Annotated in this window: 21 protein-coding genes and 1 tRNA gene; 12 read left to right on the top strand and 10 right to left on the bottom strand. The window is 69.3% G+C overall.

What is annotated here, in order from left to right:
- The first annotated feature begins 1 nt into the window (after position 1).
- On the top strand, positions 2 to 595 hold the full coding sequence (gene recR / locus J2Y46_RS16505) for a recombination mediator RecR (protein WP_045300115.1): 594 nt from the start codon (positions 2 to 4) through the stop codon (positions 593 to 595).
- Positions 596 to 772: 177 nt separating this feature from the next.
- Positions 773 to 1,705 (top strand): DMT family transporter, encoded by a 933-nt coding sequence (locus tag J2Y46_RS16500; protein ID WP_310243722.1) that lies wholly within the window; start codon positions 773 to 775, stop codon positions 1,703 to 1,705.
- Between the two features lie 2 nt (positions 1,706 to 1,707).
- Here J2Y46_RS16500 and J2Y46_RS16495 read toward each other — a convergent pair whose 3' ends face one another.
- Positions 1,708 to 2,196, bottom strand: coding sequence for a hypothetical protein (locus J2Y46_RS16495; protein WP_310243719.1), 489 nt, complete (start codon positions 2,194 to 2,196; stop codon positions 1,708 to 1,710).
- A gap of 242 nt (positions 2,197 to 2,438) precedes the next feature.
- Between J2Y46_RS16495 and J2Y46_RS16490 the strand changes: the two genes are divergently transcribed.
- Entirely contained in the window at positions 2,439 to 3,740 is a 1,302-nt protein-coding gene (locus J2Y46_RS16490; protein ID WP_045300566.1) for an aspartate kinase, read from the top strand.
- Positions 3,741 to 3,783: 43 nt separating this feature from the next.
- On the opposite strand, the gene J2Y46_RS16485 is transcribed toward J2Y46_RS16490, so the two are convergent.
- Positions 3,784 to 4,380 carry a TetR/AcrR family transcriptional regulator gene (locus J2Y46_RS16485; protein ID WP_045300110.1) on the bottom strand — a complete coding sequence of 199 codons (597 nt, stop codon included), beginning with the start codon at positions 4,378 to 4,380 and terminating at the stop codon, positions 3,784 to 3,786.
- 74 nt (positions 4,381 to 4,454) lie between these two features.
- On the opposite strand from J2Y46_RS16485, the gene J2Y46_RS16480 reads away from it, so the two are divergent.
- The 5 genes from J2Y46_RS16480 to J2Y46_RS16460 all read left to right on the top strand — a co-directional run bounded on the left by J2Y46_RS16480 (position 4,455) and on the right by J2Y46_RS16460 (position 10,836).
- On the top strand, positions 4,455 to 5,024 hold the full coding sequence (locus J2Y46_RS16480; protein ID WP_045300108.1) for a dihydrofolate reductase family protein: 570 nt from the start codon (positions 4,455 to 4,457) through the stop codon (positions 5,022 to 5,024).
- A 194-nt stretch (positions 5,025 to 5,218) separates the two neighbouring features.
- A complete protein-coding gene (locus J2Y46_RS16475) occupies positions 5,219 to 6,289 on the top strand; it encodes an aspartate-semialdehyde dehydrogenase (protein ID WP_045300107.1) in 1,071 nt (356 codons plus the stop codon).
- A gap of 239 nt (positions 6,290 to 6,528) precedes the next feature.
- The gene (locus J2Y46_RS16470; protein WP_084695636.1) at positions 6,529 to 8,043 is read left to right on the top strand and encodes a malate:quinone oxidoreductase; all 1,515 of its coding nucleotides are present in this window, start codon (positions 6,529 to 6,531) and stop codon (positions 8,041 to 8,043) included.
- Positions 8,044 to 8,096: 53 nt separating this feature from the next.
- Complete coding sequence (locus tag J2Y46_RS16465) at positions 8,097 to 10,124, top strand: DUF2207 domain-containing protein (RefSeq protein WP_310243713.1); 2,028 nt, start codon at positions 8,097 to 8,099, stop codon at positions 10,122 to 10,124.
- A 64-nt stretch (positions 10,125 to 10,188) separates the two neighbouring features.
- Complete coding sequence (locus tag J2Y46_RS16460; protein WP_045298294.1) at positions 10,189 to 10,836, top strand: thymidine kinase; 648 nt, start codon at positions 10,189 to 10,191, stop codon at positions 10,834 to 10,836.
- A 27-nt stretch (positions 10,837 to 10,863) separates the two neighbouring features.
- On the opposite strand, the gene J2Y46_RS16455 is transcribed toward J2Y46_RS16460, so the two are convergent.
- Positions 10,864 to 11,694 carry a DUF1295 domain-containing protein gene (locus tag J2Y46_RS16455; protein ID WP_045298296.1) on the bottom strand — a complete coding sequence of 277 codons (831 nt, stop codon included), beginning with the start codon at positions 11,692 to 11,694 and terminating at the stop codon, positions 10,864 to 10,866.
- A 136-nt stretch (positions 11,695 to 11,830) separates the two neighbouring features.
- On the opposite strand from J2Y46_RS16455, the gene J2Y46_RS16450 reads away from it, so the two are divergent.
- Both J2Y46_RS16450 and J2Y46_RS16445 read left to right on the top strand, forming a co-directional pair.
- Positions 11,831 to 12,580, top strand: a complete 750-nt coding sequence (locus J2Y46_RS16450) for a FadR/GntR family transcriptional regulator (RefSeq protein WP_045298019.1) — start codon at positions 11,831 to 11,833, stop codon at positions 12,578 to 12,580.
- 18 nt (positions 12,581 to 12,598) lie between these two features.
- Complete coding sequence (locus J2Y46_RS16445) at positions 12,599 to 13,987, top strand: alpha-hydroxy acid oxidase (protein WP_045298020.1); 1,389 nt, start codon at positions 12,599 to 12,601, stop codon at positions 13,985 to 13,987.
- Between the two features lie 99 nt (positions 13,988 to 14,086).
- Here J2Y46_RS16445 and J2Y46_RS16440 read toward each other — a convergent pair whose 3' ends face one another.
- The 6 genes from J2Y46_RS16440 to J2Y46_RS16415 all read right to left on the bottom strand — a co-directional run bounded on the left by J2Y46_RS16440 (position 14,087) and on the right by J2Y46_RS16415 (position 20,662).
- Positions 14,087 to 14,866, bottom strand: a complete 780-nt coding sequence (locus J2Y46_RS16440; protein WP_045298021.1) for an HAD-IIB family hydrolase — start codon at positions 14,864 to 14,866, stop codon at positions 14,087 to 14,089.
- 54 nt (positions 14,867 to 14,920) lie between these two features.
- Positions 14,921 to 14,994 (bottom strand) — tRNA-Pro (locus J2Y46_RS16435).
- Between the two features lie 18 nt (positions 14,995 to 15,012).
- Positions 15,013 to 16,551, bottom strand: a complete 1,539-nt coding sequence (locus tag J2Y46_RS16430) for a hypothetical protein (protein ID WP_045298022.1) — start codon at positions 16,549 to 16,551, stop codon at positions 15,013 to 15,015.
- Between the two features lie 2 nt (positions 16,552 to 16,553).
- Positions 16,554 to 16,808, bottom strand: coding sequence for a hypothetical protein (locus J2Y46_RS16425; protein WP_045298023.1), 255 nt, complete (start codon positions 16,806 to 16,808; stop codon positions 16,554 to 16,556).
- Positions 16,809 to 16,910: 102 nt separating this feature from the next.
- Positions 16,911 to 17,843 (bottom strand): metallophosphoesterase, encoded by a 933-nt coding sequence (locus J2Y46_RS16420; protein ID WP_045298024.1) that lies wholly within the window; start codon positions 17,841 to 17,843, stop codon positions 16,911 to 16,913.
- A complete protein-coding gene (locus J2Y46_RS16415) occupies positions 17,843 to 20,662 on the bottom strand; it encodes a transglycosylase domain-containing protein (protein ID WP_310243707.1) in 2,820 nt (939 codons plus the stop codon). Before J2Y46_RS16415 ends, J2Y46_RS16420 begins: the two co-directional genes overlap by 1 nt.
- Positions 20,663 to 20,771: 109 nt before the next feature.
- Here J2Y46_RS16415 and J2Y46_RS16410 point away from each other — a divergent pair, with 109 nt between their 5' ends.
- Together J2Y46_RS16410 and J2Y46_RS16405 are read left to right on the top strand one after the other, a co-directional pair.
- A complete protein-coding gene (locus J2Y46_RS16410) occupies positions 20,772 to 20,987 on the top strand; it encodes a hypothetical protein (protein ID WP_045298026.1) in 216 nt (71 codons plus the stop codon).
- 2 nt (positions 20,988 to 20,989) lie between these two features.
- Entirely contained in the window at positions 20,990 to 21,457 is a 468-nt protein-coding gene (locus tag J2Y46_RS16405; RefSeq protein ID WP_045298027.1) for a RidA family protein, read from the top strand.
- Between the two features lie 71 nt (positions 21,458 to 21,528).
- Here the strand turns inward: J2Y46_RS16405 and acs are convergent, their stop codons facing one another.
- Positions 21,529 to 23,520, bottom strand: coding sequence for an acetate--CoA ligase (acs, locus tag J2Y46_RS16400; protein WP_045298028.1), 1,992 nt, complete (start codon positions 23,518 to 23,520; stop codon positions 21,529 to 21,531).
- Between the last annotated feature and the right edge of the window lie 194 nt (positions 23,521 to 23,714).

Below are 23,714 nucleotides of genomic sequence, written 5' to 3'. Positions count from 1 at the left end.
CATGTACGACGGCATCGTCCAAGACCTGATCGACGAGTTCGGCCGCCTTCCCGGGATCGGGCCGAAGTCGGCGCAGCGCATCGCGTTCCACATCCTGCAGACGCCGAACTTCGACGTGTCGCACCTCGCCGAGCTGCTCAGCGAGGTGCGCGAGCGGGTTCGCTTCTGCGAGGTGTGCGGCAACGTCTCCGAGCAGGAGCGCTGCTCGATCTGCCGCGACCCCCGCCGCAATCAGACGCTGATCTGCGTCGTGGAGGATGCCAAGGACGTGGCGGCGATCGAGCGCACCCGGGAATTCCGCGGGCTGTACCACGTGCTCGGCGGCGCGATCAGCCCGATCGCGGGCATCGGGCCTGACGACCTGCGCATCACGCAGCTCATGCAGCGGCTCGCCGACGGCACTGTGCAAGAGGTCATCCTCGCGACCAACCCGAACCTCGAGGGCGAGGCGACGGCGACCTACCTCAGCCGTCTGCTGCACACCCTCGAGATCACGGTCACCCGCCTCGCCTCCGGTCTCCCGGTCGGCGGCGACCTCGAGTACGCCGACGAGGTCACGCTGGGTCGCGCCTTCGAGGGCCGCCGCTCGGTCTGACCCCGATGCCGGTCCAGGAGTCCTCCGCGATCGCCGAGGATGTCGGAAGTCCGTCGTAGATTGGCGGTCGGCCGTCTCGCGCGCAACGCCGGCGACCGCGGAACCTGAGTCCATGACGACGTCGTCCGTCCGGCGACGTCTCGGCTGACTCGCCACACCACTTTGGACACACCCCGCATGAACTCCTCACAGCGGTTCGACACGCGCGCATGGCTGCTGTTCGCCGCGATGGCGCTGCTGTGGGGTGTCCCGTACCTGTTCATCAGCGTCGCCGTCGAGTCCTACTCGCCCGCGGCGGTGGTCGCCGGGCGCACGCTGCTCGGCGCGCTGCTCCTGCTGCCCTTCGCGCTGCACCAGAAGGCACTGCGCCCCGCGTTCGCGAAGATCGGCTGGGTGCTGCTGTTCGGCGCCATCGAGATGGCCGGGCCATTCCTGCTGCTCGGCCATGCTGAGCAGACGCTGCCTTCCGGACTCACGGGACTTCTGGTGGCGACCGTGCCGCTGTTCGCGGCGCTGATCGCCTTCGGCGGCGGCGACCGGTCGGTGCTCAGCCCGGCGCGGGCGATCGGCCTCTTCATCGGCTTCGCGGGCGTGTTCGTGATCGTCGCCGGTCCGGGGCTCGCCATCGAGGGCGGCGGCGGTCTCCTGGCCGTCGGCGAGGTGCTCCTCGTCGCGCTGCTGTACGCGATCGCGCCTTTCGTCATCGCGACCAAACTGCGCGACGTGCCGTCCGTGGGCTCGATCACCCTCGCCCTCTTCGCGGTCGGCATCTTCTACACGCCGATCGCGTTCCTGACACAGCACCAGGTGCCGACCGTCGAGAGCACCGTGTCGCTCGTGGCCCTCGCTGTGCTCTGCACCGCGCTCGCGTTCATCGCCTTCTTCGCGCTGATCTCGCGGGTCGGCCCGGTCAGGGCCCCGCTGTTCACCTACGTCAATCCCGTCGTCGCGATCGTCCTCGGCACGATCATCCTCGGCGAGCCGCTGACGCCGGGCCTGCTGATCGGCTTCCCCCTGGTGCTCCTCGGGTGCTGGCTCGCAGCCACCGGCGGCGCGCTGCGCGCACGCAAGACCGAGACGGCCGACCTGCCGCCGATCGCCCCGAACTGAGGTCAGCGCAGCACTTCGACCAGCACGATCCACGACACCAGCAGCGCGGCGCCGATCGCGACGATCGACCCGACGGCGAACCACGCCAGTCCGGCGGGCTGTCCGGCCGCCAGGAGTGCGCCGCCGATCAGGTAGGCGAGCGGGGCGACGAAGCCCACCGCCGACTTGAGCCAGCGCATCCGGTTGGCGGGATGCTGATTCTCGAAGATCCTCCGGGTCGCCTGCACCTGGAACAGCCCGGCGCCGAGCGCGATGACGATCATCGCGACTCCATACGGGACGGGCCCGACCTCCGGAATGAGCCCGATTGCGGAGCCGATGAGCGCGAGCACGAGGCTCGAGATGCCCGCGGCGAGACGGGCAGTGAGCGACGGCTCCTTGATGATGTCGCCGATGTTGACGCTCGCGGCGACGATCACGAGACCCGCGAGCGCCGCCGTCGCGCCGACCATGGCCACATTGAAGTCCGACCACGTCTCGATCTGCTCCATCCTCGGATGCTACTGGCGCCGCACAGAATCGGGACCTTTCGCCGACACGCCGGTCGGTGGGCGCCCTGAGCGGCGTGTCGGGCAGAAGCTCCGATTCTGTGCAGCGCTCGCCGCACTCGGGCGGTGCGACACATGGCCGGGCGCGCATCAGCGCGTCCGTAAGATGGACCCTTGGGTGAGAGGAGACCGCGGTGAGCGGCATCCGTTCTCACCCGTCCTCAGACAAACGCGTGGAGTTCGATGTGGCGCTGATCGTCCAGAAGTACGGCGGATCGTCGGTGGCTGATGCCGAGAGCATCAAGCGCGTCGCGAAGCGGATCGTCGACGCCCGTCGTGCCGGTCACGACGTCGTGGTGGCCGTCAGCGCGATGGGCGACACGACTGATGAGCTTCTCGATCTCGCAAGCCAGGTCGCGCCGATCCCGGCGCCGCGCGAGCTCGACATGCTGCTGTCGAGCGGGGAGCGCATCTCGATGGCGCTGCTCGCGATGGCGATCCACTCCATGGGCTTCGAGGCCCGCTCCTTCACCGGCAGCCAGGCGGGCATGATCACGACTGCCGACCACGGCTCGGCTCGCATCGTCGATGTGACGCCGATCCGCCTGCGCGAGGCCCTCGACGAGGGCGCGATCGTCATCGTCGCCGGGTTCCAGGGGTTCAACCGCGACACCCGCGACATCACGACGCTCGGCCGGGGCGGCTCCGACACCACGGCTGTCGCCCTCGCGGCGGCGCTCGAAGCCGACGTCTGCGAGATCTACAGCGATGTCGACGGCATCTTCACGGCCGACCCGCGTGTCGTGCCGAAGGCGAAGAAGCTCACCGTCGTGTCGGCCGAGGAGATGCTCGAGCTCGCCGCCAACGGCGCGAAGGTGCTGTACATCCGTGCCGTCGAATACGCACGCCGTCACGGCGTGCTCATCCACGCCCGCTCCACGTTCAGTTCGGGCGTGGGGACCTACGTGCTCGGCCAAGGGATGAACCTTCCCGAGGGCACAGTTCCCGACATTTCAGGGGGAGAAGAGATGGAAGAGCCCATCGTCGCCGGCGTCGCCACCGACCTCGGCCAGGCCAAGATCACCGTGATCGGCGTCCCCGACGTGCCCGGCAAGGCGGCCGAGATCTTCAAGGTCGTCGCGAAGTCCGGTGCCAACGTCGACATGATCGTGCAGAACGTGTCGGCGGCGACGACCGGTCGCACCGACATCTCGTTCACTCTTCCCAAGACCGACGCCGCCACTGCGCTCAAGGCGCTCGCGGCCGACCAGTCCGAGATCGGGTTCGAGAACCTGGTGCACGACGACCAGATCGGCAAGCTCTCCGTCGTCGGCGCGGGCATGCGCACCCACACGGGCGTCTCCGCCACGCTCTTCGAGGCGCTGAGCGTCGCGGGCATCAACATCGAGATGATCTCGACCTCCGAGATCCGCATCTCGGTCGTGGTGCGCGGCGATGACCTGGCCGAGGCCGCCCGCGTCGTCCACACCGCCTACGGCCTGGACGGCGACATCGAGGCGACCGTCTACGCCGGCACCGGCCGCTGACGACATCTCGGGTCAAGCGGATGCCTCGGCCCGAGGCATCCGTTCATCCCCGGCGCTCGCCGTCGCGGGTGCGACCTCCCAGCAGCCCCTCCACGAACGCCTCGACGATCTCGTCCGTCGACGCCTCGGGGTCGATCGACACCGTGAGCCGGTCGAGGATCAGCCCTTCGATCGCATAGTGGAACAGCGCGATCTCGAACGCCCCGCCTGGGAGCCCGGCGTCCCGGTTGAAGGCGACGTCCGCGGCGAACCCCGCCCGCATCCAATCGCCGAGCGCTGAAGCGATCGCGGGCGAGCGCGCTGCTTCCAGCCGCAGCGTGAACAGCGCGAGGGTCACGTCCCGCTCGGCGCTGAGCCGGCGCACGATGTCCCGGGTGTAGTCCGCGAACAGTGCGGCGGTCGGGGTGCGGTCGCGCCACTGCGCGTGGACCGCGGGATCGGGGGCGAGGCGTTCGCCGATCCGCTCCACGAGCGCTCCGACGAGTGCCTCCCGGCTGCGGAAGTAGTTCGACGCGGTCCCTGTCGGCACTCCTGCGCGCGCGTCCACCGCCCGGTGCGTCAGCCCCCGCATGCCGTCCGCGGCGAGGACGCCGATCCCGGCATCCGTGAGCAGTCGGCGCCGTTCGTCGTTGCGTGCCATGGCCCTCACTCTAGCTAATCCACGACAGATGTCGTAGTCTGTTCAATCACTACACATGTCGTGAAAGGACAGCCATGCGCGAGCTCATCTATTACGCCGCCGTGTCGCTCGACGGCCGCATCGCCGCACCGGACGGAGCCTTCGACGCGTTCCCCGTCGAGGGCGACCATATGGACGCGATCAACGCGGAGTGGGCAGACACCGTGCCCGGCCTGCTCTACGAGGCGCTGGGGTCGACCGCCCCGCGCGGACGCTTCGCGACCGTGCTCATGGGCTGGAACACGTTCGCGGCGGGACTGCCGCTCACCGATGATCCTTATCCGCACCTCGAGCAGATCGTCTTCTCGCGCTCGCGGACCTCTCGTGATGTCGGAGGCAGTGTCCGCATCACGGCCGACGATCCGCGCGGTGTGGTAGCCGACCTCAAAGGGCGGCCGGGTGCCGACATCTGGCTGTGCGGCGGCGGAGTGCTCGCGGCGCAGCTGCGCGATGACATCGACCGGCTCGTGCTCAAGGTCAATCCGATCGTGTTCGGTGACGGCCTGCCGCTGTTCGCCGGCGGCTACGCCCCGGAATCGTTCGTGCTCGAGCGGTCGCGCGCCTTCGGTTCGGGAGTCGTCATGAACGAGTACCGCCGCCGGTGACATGTGCGGCGGAAGAGGCGTTCGCCTCGATCGGCGGGCCAGGGGCGGGTCATCCTTCGGAGCCTGTCGTGGCCCACCGCTCGCCGTAATCCGGCCTGCCCCGCTCCCGCCCAGCGGTAGAATCGCCCAAACCCCGCGCGTCCGACGGTGCCCGCGCGTCCGCTCCACGCTTGTGCCCACGCTGAGGAACCACCATGACCCGCATCTCCGATTCAGGACTCTCCGTCGCCGTCGTCGGCGCCACCGGCCAGGTCGGCGGCGCGATGATCGACATTCTCGAAGAGCGCGGGTTCCCGATTCGTGAGATCCGTGCCTTCGCCACCGCGCGCTCCGCCGGCTCCGACATCGTCTTCCAGGGCAAGGCCGTGACCGTGGAGGATGTGGCGACCGCCGAGCTCGGCGGCATCGACATCGCCCTCTTCTCAGCCGGCGCCACCGGCAGCCGCGCCCACGCCCCGCGCTTCGCCGAGGCCGGCGCCATCGTGATCGACAACTCCAGCGCCTGGCGCATGGATCCCGACGTGCCCCTCGTCGTGAGCGAAGTCAACCCGCACGCGATCGCGGAGGCACGCAAGGGCATCATCGCCAACCCCAACTGCACCACGATGGCCGCGATGCCCGTGCTCAAGGTGCTCGACGCCGAGGCCGGCCTCGAGCGCCTCATCGTCAGTACGTATCAGGCGGTCAGTGGGTCCGGCCTCGCCGGCGTGCAGGAGCTGCTCGGCCAGGTCGAGGGCGTGCTCGCGCAGGGCGACGTCGAGCGCCTCGCCCGCGACGGCTCGGCGCTGGACTTCCCGCAGCCCGACAAGTACATCGCCCCGATCGCCTTCGACGTGATCCCCTTCGCCGGCAACCTCGTCGACGACGGCCTGAACGAGACCGACGAGGAGAAGAAGCTCCGCAACGAGAGCCGCAAGATCCTCGAACTGCCCGACCTCCGCGTCGCCGGCACCTGCGTGCGCGTGCCCGTCTTCACCGGCCACTCGCTGTCGATCAACGTCGAGTTCGCCCGCGACATCACTCCCGAGCGCGCCACCGAGCTGCTCTCGAGCGCTCCCGGCGTGAAGTTCGAAGAGGTGCCGACCCCGCTGCAGGCCGCGGGCACCGATCCCAGCTACGTCGGCCGCATCCGCGCCGATCAGTCCGCACCCGAGGGCAAGGGCCTCGTGCTCTTCATCTCGAACGACAACCTCCGCAAGGGCGCAGCGCTCAACGCGGTGCAGATCGCCGAGCTCGTCGCCGCCAAGCTGGGCGCGAACGCCTGACGCCTCGCGCGAACCACCACGAAGCGAGCGGATGCCGCCCCCCGGCACTCGGATTCAACCGCATGTCCGTTTCCGAGGTCGGCCCCACGCGCCCCGAGGCTCCACGCAGCGCGAAGCGATGCGCGGAGAGGGCGCGGGGAGCATCCGCTCGCTTGGCGTTCCGGAAAGAATCGCCGGATTTTCGGTGTGAGAACCCGGCCAGGGTCGGGGATGCTTTCACGCGGAACTAGAATCGTCTGGTGACCGCAACGCCCGCTCAGAACCACGCCGACAACAATCCCCACGTCGAGACCGTCGACGTGCTGCTGATCGGCGGCGGGATCATGAGCGCGACGCTCGGCACGCTCCTGCAGGAGTTGCAGCCCGACCTCAAGATCGCCGTGTTCGAACGGCTGAGCGACGTCGCGCTGGAGAGCTCGAACGCGTGGAACAACGCCGGCACAGGCCACGCGGCCCTGTGCGAGCTGAATTACATGCCCGAGGGCAAGGACGGCTCGGTCGACCCCGCCAAGGCGATCTCGATCAACGAGCAGTTCCAGCAGAGCCGGCAGCTGTGGTCGTCGCTCGTCGAGGCCGGCGTGCTCGACGCCCCGTCGACATTCATCAACTCGGCCCCGCACATGACGTTCGTGCGGGGCGAGAAGGACGTCGCGTACCTCAAGAAGCGCTACGAGGCCCTCAAGGACGAGCCGCTGTTCGCCGGCATCGAGTACAGCGAGGACTCCCGCGTGATCAACACGTGGGCACCGCTGCTCATGCAGAAGCGACGCAAGGGCGAGCCGTTCGCGGCGACGCGTGTGCCCGCCGGCACGGATGTCGACTTCGGCGCCCTGACCCGTCAGCTGGTCGACAGGCTCGCCGAGAACGGCGCCGACGTCCGAGTCAACACCGAGGTGCGCAAGCTGAAGCGCCTCTCGGACGGCACTTGGAGCGTGAAGTACCGCCGCACGATCGGCCGCACGCCGGGCGAGATCCGGGCGAAGTTCGTCTTCGTCGGCGCCGGGGGCTGGGCGCTCAAGCTGCTGCAGCGCTCCGGTATCCCCGAGATCTCGGGCTATGGCGTGTTCCCGATCGGCGGGCAGTTCCTCAAGACGTCGAATCCCGCGGTCGTGGCGCAGCACAAGGCGAAGGTGTACTCGCAGGCCTCGGTCGGCGCGCCGCCGATGTCGGTGCCGCACCTCGACACGCGCGTCGTGGACGGCGAGGCCTCGCTGCTGTTCGGGCCGTTCGCGACGTTCAGCCCGAAGTTCCTCAAGACCGGATCGTGGTTCGACATCGTGGGCCAGGTGCGCCCGGGCAACCTCGGCCCGATGCTCAAGGTGGCGTGGGACAACCCCAGCCTCATCACCTACCTGGTCGGCGAGCTGCTGAAGAACCACAAGAAGAAGGTCGACAGCCTCCGCACCTTCATGCCCACCGCGAAGGACGAGGACTGGGAGATCATCCAGGCCGGCCAGCGCGCGCAGGTCATGAAGAAGGACCCGGAGAAGGGCGGCGTGCTGCAGTTCGGCACGGAGGTCGTCACCGGAGCCGACGGCACGATCGCCGGCCTGCTCGGCGCCTCCCCGGGCGCCTCGACCGCCGTCTCGATCATGCTCGGCCTGCTGAAGACCTGCTTCCCCGACCGCATCGAGGGGTGGGAGCCGCGCCTGCGCGAGCTCATCCCGAGCTACGGCGACACGCTCAACGCGCGTCCCGAGGTCGCGCGGGAGTCGCTCGACGAGACCGCCGAGGCGCTGGCGCTCACCGCCTGATCCGCCGCGCGCCCTCCTGGGCGAGCGGGCCCGCGCGCCCCTAGGGTGGGTGCATGTCGGTGTCACGACGCGGATGGCGTCGCTGGGGGATCGCCACCGGGGTGCTCGTCGCGCTCGTCGTCGCGGGTGCGATCACGCTCGGGGTCGCGGGTGCCTCCGCCACGCCCGCGGCGGTAGCGGCGCGGGGGAGCGAACGCCCCGCCGTCCTCGACGCGGTGGGGGCAGCATCCGTCGACGATTTCACGTTCGATTCGTTCCGGGCCGACTACTGGCTCGTCCGCGGCACGGGCGAGCGCAGTCGCCTGCTCACCACCGAGACGATCGTGGCGCGCTTCCCGGACTTCGACCAGAACAAGGGCATGGTGCGGGCGCTGCCGGTCGTCGACAGCGGCATCGACCTCGGCACCGTCGTCTACACCGTGACCGGCGCCGACGGCGCGGCGATCCCGTGGTGGACCGAACGCGACGGCGACTGGATCTACGTGCTCACCGGCGACGACTCCTACGTGCGCGGTGCGCAGACCTACGTCATCACGTACGAGATGAGCGACGTCGTGCTGCGCTACGAGGACACCGCGGCCGACGAGTTCTACTGGGACACGGTCGGCACCGACCACGCGCAGCCGTTCGATGTCGTCACCGCTGACGTGCATGTGGCGACGGATGCTGCAGCCGGCCTGATCGAAGGGCGTGCGTTCTGCTATGCCGGGCCCTACGGATCGACCGAGCAGTGCGCGATCGAGCGCGCGGCGGAGCCTGAGTCGCTGCCGGACGCCGTCCAGGCGTGGGCGCAGGCCGTCGGCGCGTCGGCGACGAGCGCGGTCGTGTTCAGCGCGGGTGACGAAGGCCTGGGCCCGAACGAGAACGTGACGGTGGCGCTCGGCTTCGAGCAGGGCACCTTCGCAGCCCCGAGCCCGCCGCCCCCGCCCCCGTACCCGTGGTGGCTCTGGATCCTCCCGGTGCTCGCCCTGGTGTCGGGAATCGGCGGTCTCGTGTTCGTGCTCGTGGTGAAGGCCGCCGCGCGGCGGAACCCCGACCGGTCGCCGGTGATCGTGCAGTACACGCCTCCCGACGACGAGTCGCTGACGCTGTCGGCGGGGGTGCTCGACGTTCCGGAGCGGGCCCTGGCGGCGAACGTGGTCGATCTCGCGGTGAAGGACGCGGTCGAGATCCGGGCGACGGGCGACCTCGAGGACGCCGACGACTTTGAGGTGGTGCTGCGCGACAGCGCCGGCCTCGACAGCGACGAGCGTCGCATCGTCGACACTCTGTTCGGCCGCAAGGCCGAAGCCGGCGCCGACGTCGACCTGGGCGCGTTCGCCCGCAAGCCCCCGTCGCGTGCCGTCACGTACGTGCGGCGGATCGATGAGTTCACGGTTCAGCGCGGGTATCGCAGCAAGCTGCCGGACTGGATCACGCTGCTGCGCGGATTCATCCAGCTGGCCGGGCTTGCGCTTGCGATGCTCCTCATCTTCTTCGCCGACGGCGCATTCGTGGTGCTCGATCCCCTCGGGCAGCTGGGGAACGTCATCTACTTCGCCGCGCTGGGCAGCGCCTTCTTCGCGTTCATCGGGCTGCCGTTCTTCTCGCTCCCGAAGTCGGTGCTCACCGTCGCGGGCGGCATGCACAAGACCTTTCTGGAGGGGATCCGCGAGTATCTGCAGCTCGCGGAGGAGGACCGCCTGCGCGCGGCGCAGTCGCCGCGGACCGCCGATCTCGTCTCGTCGGGGCGTCGCCCCTACGGTGACTCGCCGGATGCTCCCGGCGCATCCGTCGTCAACCTGTACGAGCACCTGCTGCCGTACGCGGTGCTGTTCGGCATGGAGCGCGAGTGGGTGAACGTCATCCGCGCGGCGGGAGCCGTCGAAGGCGCCTCGCAGCTGGCACTGTTCGACGCGGTGACCTCGCGCTCGCTCTCCGACGCGTCGTCGTCGATCGGACGGCTCGCGGCCACCCCGGTGTCGCGCCCGGGGTCGTCGTCGAGCTCGTCCTCGAGTTCGAGCTGGTCGTTCTCGGGCGGATCCTCCGGAGGCGGGTTCTCGGGCGGTGGAGGCGGCGGCGGAGGCTTCGGCGGCCGCTGACCGGCGTCCGGCGCAGGCAGACGTGCGGGCGGGCGCCGAGAGCGCCACCGACTACGCTCGATCCGTGGCCAAGCTCTACTTCCGCTACGGAGCGATGAACTCCGGCAAGTCGACGTCGCTCCTCCAGGCCGCCTACAACTACGAGGAGCGGGGGCAGCATGTGCTCCTCGCCAAGCCCGCCATCGACACCAAGGGTGCCGACCAGATCGACAGCCGCCTCGGCGTCAAGCGCACTGTCGACTTCCTGGTGCGTCCCGAGGACGACATCCGCGTCCTGTTCGCGGAGCACCGCGCGCGGGTCAAAGCCGAGGCGTCAGACACTCTCGTTCCGGAGTCAGACGAGCACGAGGTCGACGTCGCGTGCCTGCTCATCGACGAGGCGCAGTTCCTGACCCGGGAGCAGGTCGACGACCTGCTCCGCATCGTCGTCTTCGACGGCGTGCCCGTGCTCGCCTACGGCATCCGCACCGACTTCCAGACCCAGGCGTTCCCCGGGTCGGCGCGGCTGCTCGAGCTCGCCCACAGCCTCGAAGAGCTGAAGACCATCTGCCGCTGCGGCCGCAAGGCGCTGTTCAATGCCCGCCTCGTCGGCGGCCGGTTCGTCTTCGACGGCGATCAGGTGGCGATCGACGAGCTCACCGCGGACCGCGTCACCTACGAATCGCTGTGCGCCGAGGACTACCTTCGGGCTTCCGGCGGCCGTCTCGAGTGACGGCGGCGCCGGTGCGGCGGCCCGCTGTCAGGCCGTCTCGGGTGCGCGTCCGCGCCGGCGGGGAAGTGGGACCAGCATCGACGTCGTGCGCTGATACTCGCGGTAGGCCGGGTACTTCGACGTCGAGATGGACTCGGTGAACACCGTCGAGCCGATGAACAGCACGGTCAGCAGGGCAGCGCCGGCGATCGTCCAGTTCAGCCAGCTGCCGCCGTCGGCGACGAGAGCGACGGCGCCGAGCGCGTAGAACGCCCACCACTGCGCCTGCTCGAAGAAGAAGTTCGGGTGGCGGCTGTAGCTGAAGAGCCCGGTCGTGACGAAGCCGGGCTCGAGCGTGCCGCCCGCCGCCTTCTTGGCCTTGTGGAACGCCCACTGCTGCTGATCCGCCACGGTCTCGCCGACCAGGAACGCGGCGAACAGCACCGCGAACGCGGCATCCCATCCGGTGAACGGCGCGGGATGCTGCCACGCGATGTATGCGGGAAGCGAGATGAGCACGAGCAGCGCGCTCTGGAAGAGCACGATGAAGAAGATGTTGAACAGCTGGAACTGCCAGCGCGTCATGCGGCCGCGCAGGATCGCCCACCGGTAGTCCTCCATGCCGGTGTAGCCGCCCTTGCGCGCGAAGTTGAAGGTGAGCCGCGCACCCCACGCCGTGACCAGGAGCGCCATCACGACGAGGCGCGTCGCGTCGACGCCCGCGATGAGCGCGGCAGCCGCGAAGATCCACACGTAGATCACGGGGACGATCGACCACAGTCGATCGATCCAGGACGTCTCGTTCGTGACGAGCGAGGTGATCCAGCAGAACGCGGCGGCGACGCCCGCGACGATGAGGACGAGGAGGAGGGGGTCCATGGGGTCAGCGTAGTGGTCCGTGCAGACATGCGTCGTCATACGGGTTGTCTGTGGTCCGACCACAAGATATCGTGGTCAGACCACACCGTGCCCTTCAATGAGGAGGGCGCCGGATCCGACATCGACGAGGAGATCCGTGGCAGGCACCCCGACTCCGCCGGCGCTCGCGCCTGCACGCGCGTGGCGCGTCGTGCTCGAGAGGATCGAGACCGACCTGCTCGACGGCACCCTCAAGCCCGGCGATCGGCTCGCGCCCGAGCGCGAGCTCGCCGCCACGCTCGGTGTGGGGCGTTCCAGCGTCCGCGAGGCGCTGCGCGTCCTCGAGGTGATGGGGCTCATCCGCACCGGGACCGGGTCGGGGCCGACCTCCGGGGCCATCATCATCGCGACACCGCAGGGCGGCATGTCGGCGCTGCTGCGGCTGCAGGTCGCCGCGCAGGGCTTCCCTTTCGACGACGTCGTCGCGACCAGGCTCGTGCTGGAATCGGCCGTCGTCGACACCCTCGCCACCGACCCTGCGCGTTCGACCGCGCAGGCGCGCGAGGTGCTCGATGCGATGGACGCCGACGATCTCACCGCTCCCGAGTTCCTGGCCCTCGACGCCCAGCTGCACCTCGCGCTCGCCGAGGCCTCCGGCAACCTCGTCATCGCGGCGATGATGGCGGGGCTGCGCACGGCGATCGAGTCGTACGTGCAGGCGGGTGCGGCGGGCATCGCGCAATGGGATGCCGCGGCCGACCGCCTGCGCCACGAGCATCACGCGATCCTCGATGCCGTCGACGCGGGCGAACCCGCCCTCGCTCGCACCCTCGTCCACGACCACATCGTCGGCTACTACGCGGCGGCGGGTCTCGCCCGCTCGGCCGCCGCACGCACCCAGATCTGACCCATCGGAGAGGTACTCATGGTCACCCGGCAGTTCCCCAATCCCAAGGAGCTCCTCGAGCTCATGCAGTTCAAGAAGCCCGAGCTCGACGGCAAGAAGCGCCGCCTCGAGTCCGCGCTGACGATCTACGACCTGCGCGACATCGCGAAGCGCCGCACGCCCAAGGCCGCGTTCGACTACACCGACGGCGCCGCCGAGGGCGAGCTGTCGCTGTCGCGCGCGCGCCAGGCGTTCGAGGACATCGAGTTCCACCCCGATGTGCTGCGCCCCGCCGAGAACGTCGACATGTCGACCGAGATCCTCGGCGGCCCGTCGACCATGCCGTTCGGCATCGCACCGACGGGCTTCACGCGCCTCATGCAGACCGAGGGCGAGATCGCCGGCGCCGGTGCCGCTGGTGCCGCCGGCATCCCGTTCACGCTCTCGACGCTCGGCACGACGTCGATCGAGGGCGTGAAGGCCGCGAACCCGAACGGGCGCAACTGGTTCCAGCTGTACGTCATGCGCGACCGCGAGATCTCGTACGGCCTGGCCCGCCGCGCGGCCGAGGCAGGATTCGACACGCTGCAGTTCACGGTGGACACGCCGGTCGCCGGCGCACGCCTGCGCGACAAGCGCAACGGCTTCTCGATCCCGCCGCAGCTGACGCTCGGCACCATCGTCAACGCGATCCCGCGCCCGTGGTGGTGGTACGACTTCCTCACCACTCCCAAGCTCGAGTTCGCGTCGCTCTCGACGACCGGCGGGACGGTCGGCGAGCTGCTCAACTCGGCGATGGACCCGACCATCAGCTATGACGACCTCGCGATCATCCGTGAGATCTGGCCGGGCAAGATCGTGATCAAGGGCGTGCAGAACGTCGCGGACTCGAAGCGGCTCATCGACGCCGGCGTCGACGGCATCATCCTGTCGAACCACGGCGGCCGTCAGCTCGACCGCGCGCCGATCCCGTTCCGCCTCCTCCCCGAGGTCGTGCGCGAGGTCGGGAAGGACGCCACGGTCATGGTCGACACCGGCATCATGAACGGTGCCGACATCGTCGCCTCGATCGCACTCGGTGCGAAGTTCACGCTCATCGGCCGCGCGTACCTGTACGGCCTGATGGCCGGCGGACGCCAGGGCGTCGACCGCACGATCGCGATCCTGCGCAGCGAGATCGAGCGCACCATGAAGCTCCTCGGCGTCTCGTCCATTGCGGAGCTCGAGCCGCGCCACGTCACGCAGCTGCAGCGGCTCGTCCCGATCGCGGTGTCCGCCCCCGCCGCTGAGGCGGCCGTCGCCTCGGCGCCGCGCCCGCGCGCCGGCCGGGCCACGACGGCGTCGAGTGCTGCGAGCGGGGATGCTGCAGCATCCCGTCCTGCGAAGGCTCCCGCCGCGAAGAGCACCGGGCCGCGCGCGAAGGCCTGACCGCTCGCCCGTCGATGCTCGCCTGTCACGATCTGCCGCTCACCGCAGCAGAGCGTGACCGGCGAGCGATCCGGCCGGCGCGAGGCCACCGATGCTGCGTCAGACGCGGACGGGAAGCGTGGGGATGAGCTGCTCGAGGTAGACGACCGTGTCTTCCCAGCCGTCGACGGACTGGCAGCGCACGCCCATCGCGAGGACCGGATAGTCGTTGCCGTCGGGGTCGAGGCGGTCGCCGACGAAGAGCATGTCGTCGAGGGAGATGCCGGTCTGCTCTGCGAGCTGACGCATGCCGTAGGCCTTGTCGATGCCCTGCTCGGTGATGTCGACCGAGGTCGAGCCCCCGGAGCGCACCTCGAGATCGGGCAGCAGCGCAGCGACCGCGGCACGCAGGCTGTTCTTCTTCTCGCCGGTGGGGTCCCACGCTGTCTTCGCCAGAACGGGAGCCCGCTGGCCGAGGGCCGAGAAGGTGATCTGGGACCCGCGATCCTCCAGGATGTCGCCCCACGTCTCTGACTCCCACAAACCGAGGCGGCGAGCCTCGCCCTCGACGGCGGCAAGGGCGCGCGACTTCTGGTCGTCCGTGAGCGAGCGCTTGTAGACCGTGACGACTTCGTCCCCGGCGAGACGGTAGTACTGCGTGCCGCAGGTGGGGAGGAGGTGCAGACGCGCCAAGGTGTCGGCCGGGGCGTCCGGAAGGCGGTCGACGACCTGCGTCGTGAACTGTGCGAGCTGGCCGCCGGAGATGATGGCCACGTCCACGCGCTCTGCCAGCGCGACCAGCAGTTCGCCGATGCGAGGGTCGATCTGGCTCTTGGATGGAGCAAGCGTGTCGTCGAGATCGAACGCGACGAGAAGGGGCGGGGTGGCGATGTCGACCATGGTGTCCGTCCTTTCATGCGAAAGGCTCCGCCTCGCGGCGGAGCCTCTCTGCTGTCGGGGTGACAGGATTTGAACCTGCGGCCTCTTCGTCCCGAACGAAGCGCGCTACCAAGCTGCGCCACACCCCGTTTTGCAACCCTCCGAGTCTAACCGATCGTCAGGGGTGCTGCTGACCACGGCCGTCTCGAGCTCACGATCGCGACACCGAGGCTGAGGAGAGCGACGGCGATCGCCGCGGGTGCTCGGAGAGCGGCGGCGTCCGTGCCGGTGGCCGCCAGCTCCGCCGGAGACGCGGCGGCCGCGGCCGGAGGCGCTTCGGCGGCCGGGGTAGCAGCGGGCGTCGGTGGCGGTGGGGCGATCACGGTGACCTGCGAGGGCTCGCCGAACCGTTCGGTCCAGGCGAAGTCAACGCCGGTGTGGGCGGCCACGGAGGGAAGTTGGTCGGCCGCACGCAGGCTCCAGACGGCGGTGTAATACCCCGCGGTGGTCATCTCCCACGAGGACGCGATCGTGTACGGCGCGGTCGGCCCCGTCGCGGGGTCGGTCGTGAGCTGCAGCGTGCCGACCATAGCCTCGTCGCCGGGGAGTGCCGAGCCGGCGACGGGCTCGGTGTCGGTGCGGTACACGACCGCGCTCGCCGTCACCGGCAGGTAGGAGCCGTCGTCGGCGCGCGGCCACGAGCCCTCGGTCGCGGTGAAGGTGACCTCGTCTGTGTACGGACCGCCTGCTGCGTCCCGCTGCGCGACCTGCGTCGATATGGCCGGCGAGAACGGCGGGAATCGCGGGGCGGCGTCGGCCCCGGACACCTCGAACTGGACCCGCCCCGCCGGTCCGGCGGTCTCCTGGCCCCCCGGCGTCGTGAAATGCCGAACCGCGGCGGGGAGGCCGGCGTCGAAACGACCCGTTCCGCTCACGGTATAGGCACGACCTTCGGTCGGCGGCGCGGTGCGGATGGCGTACGTCGACCCCGATGCCGCGCTCTCGAGCGTCGGTGAGCCCGATTCCGCGAAGACCGCGTTCGTCAGGGTGATCGTGCCCGTCGCTGCGGCGGTCGTGTCGACCCGGACGGTACCCCTGCGGTGGTCGGCGGCATCCGTCGTGAACACGAGGCTTCCGCTCGCGGTGGAAGGGCCCGCCGGAGCACGTGTTGCTTCGTCGTAGTACGCCGCGGCACGCTCCTGGACGGCGCGGTCGTGCTGCGGGGAGAGTGCGGACATCGTCCAGTGGACAGCACCGGCGAGCGAGTCCCCACGGTAGCCGAAGGCATGCAGCGTCTCTTCGCGGTTCGCGATCGCCTTGACCGCCCATGCCACCGCTGCGGCCTGGACGGGGTCATCGGTCTGTCCGTACGTCGTCACGAGGAGATTGATTCCGGCGAGCTGCTGCGGCAAGAGGCCGGCAGCCGATCCGCTGATTCCGTGGTCGGCGGTCGGGCCTGTCGGTGCGGGCGCGCCGGGAGTGATGCAGTACGTGTGCACGCCGCCGACCAGCATCGATCCGTGCCAGCCGTAGGTCGAGACCGGAGCCCAGGTGCCGAACCCGGTGCCGCGCTCGGCGGCGTCGGCGCGGGGCGCGGAGAGGAGGGTGATCCCGATCACGATCGCGGCGATGACCAGGGGCAGCGCCGACGCGCGCCGTCGGGACCGGGGCCGGAACAGCGCTGTCGAGGAGTCCGTCGTGGACATGCTTACTCTCCGTCTGGGTTGACCGGCATGAACGGGGCGTGCCGACCGAAGCCACGGGTCCGATCCGTGTTGCCGTCATCGGCACCCTCCGTCAGGTCGACGGCGGACGGAGCGGACACGACCATGATCACCAGGGCGATCAGGAGCGCGAGCAGCCGCAGGCGCACGGGCAGCCCGATGCCGTGAACGATCGTCGTGGCGACGAGCGTGTTCCGGAACGGGGGGTCAGCGGATCGTGTGGAACGCGGAGCAGCCATGCATCGAGGATCGACGCCTCGCGCACGTGGCGGCGGCCGCGGCCGGCGAACTGTGGACGACCGATCCGCGGGCGTCGTTGGGGAGGAGCCCTGATCGCGCCGCTATGCCCGCGGAACGAGCGTGAGGAGGGAGGCCTCGGGGCGGCAGGCGAAGCGCACCGGAGCGTAGATCGAGTGACCGAGCCCTGCGCTCACGTTGAGCGGCACCGAGTGGCCGTCGTGCTCCCACGCGCTGAGCCCGCGGGCCTGACGAAGCGGGATGTCGCAGTTGGCGACGAGCGCGCCGAAGCCGGGGACGCGGACCTGGCCGCCGTGCGTGTGGCCGCCGAAGATCGCGTCTGCCCCCAGGCCGACGAAGTCGTCGAGCACACGGCGATAGGGGGCGTGGGTCACGCCGATCGAGAGGTCGAAGGTCTGCCCGTCGCGGAGCGCGGCCAGCGGCTCGGGAAGTGCCTCGAGGCGGTCCCAGTGACGATGGGCGTCACTCACGCCGAACGCGGCGATGCGCAGACCACCGGCATCCAACGATCCCACCCTGTTGTTGAGGTCGAGCCAGCCGAGCTCGCGGGCGAGATAGTCGTCCAGCGCATCGGTGTCGAGAGGCTCCGCGGCGTGCTTCACCTTCGAAGGTCCGGTGAAGTACAGGAACGGGTTGCGAGGAGACGGCGCGGCGTGGTCGTTCGAGCCGTGCACGAAGACGCCGGGCACCCCGCGCAGCGGGTCGTAGGCGCGGCGGAGTCCGCGGAGACCGTCGAAGTGGCCCATGTTGTCGCCGGTGTTGACGATCAGGTCGGGCTGGAACTCCGCGAGCCTCGCGATCCATTCCTGCTTGCGGTGCTGCCACGGCGCCATGTGCGCATCGGAGAGGTGCAGGACGCGGAGCGGCTTGGCGCCCGCGGGGAGCACAGGAACCTCATGGAAGCGAACAGTGAAGAGGTAGCGCTCGATGCCGATGCCCCAGGCCGCGGCGCCCGCGCCGACCGCCCCCACCGTGCCGAGCACGGTGAGGGCGGTGCGAGTCGTTGTCGAGGGCACTAGCCGTTGCCGCCGCCGCCGTTGCCGGGACCGCGGCCGCCTCCGCAGACCGCGGCGGCGTAGTCCACCGTGATCGACGCGTTGCGGTTCACCACCGAGCCTGCAGCCGGGTTCGTCGCGCCGGCCTTGGTCTGGGCGCCGAGGCTGGCATCGGCGGTACAGGTGCCGTCGCCGACGTTGCCGAAGCCCGCGCTGCGCAGCGCCTTCTTGGCGTCATCGAGCGTGCTCCCCGCGACGTTGGGTACGGCGATTCCCTCGCCGTTGCTCGGGTTGATCGTGACGGTGCTGCCGCCTGCGACCTTGCCCGGCCCCGGGTTCTGCGCGGCGACGACCCCCGCCGGCTGATCGGAGTCGACGGGAGCGCCGACCTCGGCGGTGAATCCGGCGTCGGTCAGGATCTTGGTCGCCTCATCGACCGACTTGCCGACGACGTTCGGGAGATCGGTCAGCTGGACCTTCGTGAGCTCGTTGTCGGGAGCGGCGAACTTGTCACCGCCGTACACGTCGTTGGCCGCGCCCTGAATCGCGCGGGTGATCGGGAAACGGATCTGGTTGAGGCGGTTGCCGTTGTACGACGTCTTCGTGATGTCGCCGCCGCCCTGCACGTTGCCGACCCACGTCGCCGTGGCCACCTTCGTGCTCGATTCGACCATCCACGTCGTGATCTCTTCGTGCGTGCCGGTCTTGCCGATGAGCGGGGTGCCATCGCCGGGGTTTCCGCCCTGACCGGTGCCGCCGCCTGCCATGACCCCCTGCAGTGCGTACGCGGCGGTCGCGGCGACGTTCGGGGCGATGACCTGGGTGCACGCGCGCGCGGGCTTCGCCAGCTCGTTGCCGTCCGAGTCCGTGACGCGGTCGATCGCCTGAGGCTGGCAGTAGATGCCGTTGTTGGCGACCGTCGCGTAGGCCTCGGCCATCGCCATCGGCGAGACGAAGTTCGTGCCGATGATGGAGTTCAAGTTGGTCATCTCGACCTCGTTGCCGTTGCCCTGCGTCACGCCCATGCGGGTGGCGACGTTCTTGATGTCGCAGAGGTCGAGCTTCTCCGCCATGGCGAAGAACCCGGTGTTCAGGGAGTCCTTGGTGAAGCGCATGGGCGTGCCCATATAGCCACCGTTGTTGCCGAAGTTCTTGATGAGCGTGTTGGCCCCGTTGACCCAGTCGCCCTCGCACGAGTTCTTCATCCTCTTGAAGACGTGCAGCGTTCCGTTCAGCGTCTCATTGACCGAATGGCCCTTCTCGAGCCAGTCGATGAGCGTGAACAGCTTGAACGTCGAACCGGCTGGGAACCCGCCGGAGGTGCCGAACTTGGCATCGCCGGCGAAGACCAGCGAGGCGTAGTTGGGGTCGCTCGAGAGCGAGGCGTCCTCGCTGAACTTGGTGTTCTGTGCGATCGCGAGCACGCGACCCGTGGTCGCCTCGATGCTCACCGAGGTAGCGCCGAAGCGCCCCGGAGAAGGGGTGGTGCGGCCGATCGGCATGTCGATCGCCGTCGGCGCGTACTTCGTCATGGCGTCCTGCGCGGCCGTCTGCACGCGCGTGTCGAGCGTGGTGTAGACGTTCAGGCCGCCGCGCTGCAGCAGCGCCCGGCGTTCGTCCTGCGTCTCTCCGAAAGCGGGGTCATTGAGGATGACGTCCTTCACGTACTGGCAGAAGTAGGCGGCGCCCTGTGCCGCCTGGCAGCCCGTGGTCGGTTCGACGACGGACGGCGTGATCGGCCAGACCGCAGCCTCCACATACTGCTCGCGCGTGATCTTGCCATCGTCGAGCATTCGGCTCAGCACGTAGAGCTGGCGCACCTTCGTCGACGTATAGCCGTCGGCGGCGGCGAGCTTCTGTTCCTCCGTGATCTCGCCCGACGCCACCAAGGCGTCGAGGACACCGAGCTTGGCGCCTTCGTCGATGACGCCGTCGGGCGCCTTATTGAAGGCCGTGCCGTCGGAGCTGAAGATGGACCCGCCCGGCTTGTCGATGCGGTAGTTGTTCGGGTTCTGCACCATGCCGGCCAGCGTGGCCGCCTGCGCGACGGTGAGGCCGGCGGCGTTGGTGTTGAAGTAGTGGCGCGCGGCGGCCTCGATGCCGTACGTGATGCCGCCGAAGTTCGCGATGTTCAGGTATCCGAGCAGGATGTCGTTCTTCGAGTACTTCTGCTCGAGCGAGATGGCGTAACGCATCTCCTGCAGCTTGCGGGTGTATCCGTCCGAGCCCTCGGCCGTGGTGGCGTCGACCCAGCACTGGCGCAGTGCGGCGTCGCGGCTCATCTTCTCGATGGGCAGTCCGGTCGCCTCGTCCTTGACGATCTCGCCCTTCTCATTCGTCTCGTAGACCGTCGTGGCGTTCTGCTCGCACTTCTGGATCAGCACGTTCTTGACGTATTGCTGGCTGATCGACGAGCCACCCTGGGTCTCGCCGCCGCCCTGGGCGTTCGACAGGAGCGCGCGGGTCGTTCCGATGAGGTCGATGCCGCCGTGCTGGTAGTAGCGCGGGTCCTCGCTGGAGAGCAGGGCGTCGTACATGACGGGGTTGATCTGGTCGAAGTTGACCGGGGTGCGGTCCTGCTCCAGGAACTTCGTCAACAGCGTCTGCTCGCCGGTCTCAGGGTTCGTGGCGTAGAAGTTGCTCGGAAGCATGAGCTTGTCGATCTCGAGGACGCTCGGGAGATTGTCGAACATCGTGATCGCGCGCTCGGCCGCGGTGCTCGTGAGCGCGACCGCGGGGGTGACGGTCGCTGCAATGAGGACACCGGCTGCGGCACTGAGGCCGACGAGCCCGGCGAGTCCGCCGAGCACACCGGTGGCCGTGCGTTTGGTATCAGGCATAGGGTTGATCGTAAGGGAGATACCTGGGCGATCCATCAAGGACGCACAGCTGACCGGGGTGTTTCCCAGCCTTCACCAGCCGTCCTTCCCGCACACTCGAGGAGTCGCGATGACGACGTGGGAGTACCTCACCACGCCCCTTCTGATCCACAACACCGCCGCGATCCTCAACAACTGGGGCAAGCAGGGCTGGGAGCTCGTGCAGGTCGTGCAGGGCCCCGAGGGCGGTCTGGTCGCCTACTTCAAGCGCCCGTCCGGCGGCGGTCAGCAGAACGCGGGACTGGATGCTGCGGCCCAGGCCGCGAAGCAGTTCGAGGAGGCGTGAGCATGAGCGTGAGCGCCCGCCTCGCTGAACTCGGCATCGACCTCCCCGACGTCGTGCCGCCTGTCGCCGCCTACGTGCCCGCGAAGGCGCACGGCGACCTCGTCTACACCGCCGGCCAGCTGCCGATGATCTCCGGCGCCCTGCCGGCGACCGGCAAGGTCGGTGAGGGCCACGGACTCGTGCCCGCGTCCGACGCGAAGGGCTACGCGCGTCAGAGCGCGCTGAACGCCATCGCGGCCGCAGCGGCCGCCGTCGGCGGGGTGGACCGCCTCACCGGCGTCCTCAAGGTCACCGGGTTCGTGGCATCCGTCCCCGAGTTCACCGGCCAGCCCGGCGTCATTAACGGCGCGAGCGAGCTGCTCGGCGAGGTCTTCGGCGACGCGGGCAAGCACGCCCGTTCCGCCGTCGGGGTGCCGGTGCTGCCGTTGGACGCCCCCGTCGAGGTCGAGGTCGTCTTCTCCTTCGCCTGACGGGCACGAGAGCCCCGAACCACAGAGCGGATGCTGCAGCCCCGGGCTGCAGCATCCGCTCGTCTCGTTCGCTATTTGACCTGCGCGGAGATCACCGACATGACGGCCGTGTCGGCGAGGGTGGTCGTGTCGCCGACCTCGCGGCCCTCGGCGACGTCGCGCAGCAGGCGCCGCATGATCTTCCCGGAGCGGGTCTTGGGCAATTCGCCAACGATGTAGACGTCCCGGGGGCGGGCGATCGGGCCGATCTGCTCGCCGACCCACAGGCGCAGGCCCTGCGCGAGGCCGTCGGGGGAGTGGGCCGACAGGTACGACTGCTTGATGATGACGAACGCGACGACCGCCTGGCCGGTGGTCTCGTCGGAGGCGCCCACGACGGCCGCTTCGGCGACCGCTTCGTTGCCGACCAGCGCCGACTCGATCTCGGTCGTGGACAGGCGGTGGCCCGACACGTTCATGACGTCATCGACGCGGCCGAGGAGCCACACGTCGCCGTCGTCGTCGAGGCGGGCGCCGTCGCCGGCGAAGTAGTAGCCCTGCTGCTGGAACTTCTCCCAGTACGTCTCGACGAAGCGCTCCGGGTCGCCCCAGATGCCGCGAAGCATCGAGGGCCACGGCTCCGTGACGACGAGGAGACCGCCGTTGCCGTTGCCGACGTGCGTGCCGTCCTCGTCGACGACGTCGATCGAGATGCCGGGGAGCGGAACCTGCGCCGAGCCGGGCTTCGTCTCGGTGACGCCCGGCAGCGCCGACACCATGATCGAGCCGGTCTCGGTCTGCCACCACGTGTCGACGATCGGGGCGGTCTTGCCGCCGATGATCTTGCGGTACCACATCCACGCCTCGGGGTTGATGGGCTCACCCACCGACCCGAGCAGGCGCAGCGATGACAGGTCGAACTGCTTCGGGATCGCGCGGCCGAGCTTCATGAACGAGCGGATCGCGGTCGGCGCCGTGTACAGCACCGTGACCCCGTACTTCTGCACGATCTCCCACCAGCGACCTGGGTGGGGGGCATCCGGCGTGCCCTCGTAGAGCACCTGCGTCGCGCCGTTCGCGAGCGGGCCGTAGGTGACGTAGCTGTGCCCGGTGATCCACCCGATGTCGGCGGTGCACCAGTACACGTCGGTCTCGGGGTGAAGGTCGTGTACGACCTTGTTCGTGAACGCGGACTGCGTCAGGTAGCCGCCGGAGGTGTGGAGGATGCCCTTCGGCTTCCCGGTGGTGCCCGACGTGTAGAGGATGAACAGCGGGTTCTCGGCGGGGAAGGCCCGCGCCTCGTGCTCGGCCGCGGCCCGCGGCACCACCTCGTGCCACCAGAGGTCGCGCCCGTCGGTCCAGTCCACCTCGTTGTCGCCGCGCTTCACGACGAGCACGTGCTCGACGGTCTCCTGCACGCCGGTGCCGCGGTCGCCGAGAGCGAGGTCGACGGCGGGCTTCAGCGGCGAGACCTTGCCCTTGCGGTAGCCGCCGTCGGCGGTGATGACGAGCTTGGCGCCGGCGTCGTCGATGCGGGCGCGCAGGCTGTCGGCCGAGAAGCCGCCGAACACGACGGAGTGGATGGCGCCGATGCGCGCGACCGCGAGCATCGAGGCGACGGCCTCGGGGATCATCGGCAGGTAGATCGCGACGCGGTCTCCCTGGCCGATGCCGAGACCTTCGAGCACGTTGGCGAGGCGCTTCACCTCGTCGGTGAGCTCGGCGTACGTGACGCGGCGCTCGTCGCCGGGCTCGCCCTCCCACAGCAGCGCCACCCGGTCGCCGTTGCCGGCCTGGACGTGACGGTCGAGGCAGTTGTACGCGACGTTGAGCTCGCCGTCGGCGAACCACTGCGCGAACGGCGGGTTCGACCAGTCGAGCACCTCGGTGAAGGGCTTGTGCCAATGGAGGTCGCGGGCCTGATCGGCCCAGAAGCCGAGGCGGTCGGCCTTGGCGTGTTCATACAGCTCGGCGGTGGCGACGGCGTTGTCGGCGAACTCGGCCGTGGGCGCGAAGCGCCGGTCCTCGTTCAGCAGGTGGTCGATCTGGCTGCTGGCTTGCGTGACAGGGGTCTGTTCGCTCATGGGAGCGCGCTCCTTTGCGGGCTGGGTCGAGGCCGAGGGGTGTCGGCGAGTCTGCCACGAAATGTACCCACCGCCGCCGGAACCGACTACCCCCGATAGTAGGTGGCGGCGCATACATCGATCCCGACCGATATATCAGTGAGAATCCTCTCCTTTTCGTTTTGTCAGGACCCTTACCTCGCATATGCTGACCG

Source organism: Microbacterium sp. BE35 (assembly GCF_031457705.1).
Lineage (GTDB): Bacteria > Actinomycetota > Actinomycetes > Actinomycetales > Microbacteriaceae > Microbacterium > Microbacterium trichothecenolyticum.
The sequence above is the reverse complement of the archived record's forward strand: the minus strand, read 5'-3'. Positions and strand labels throughout refer to the sequence as shown.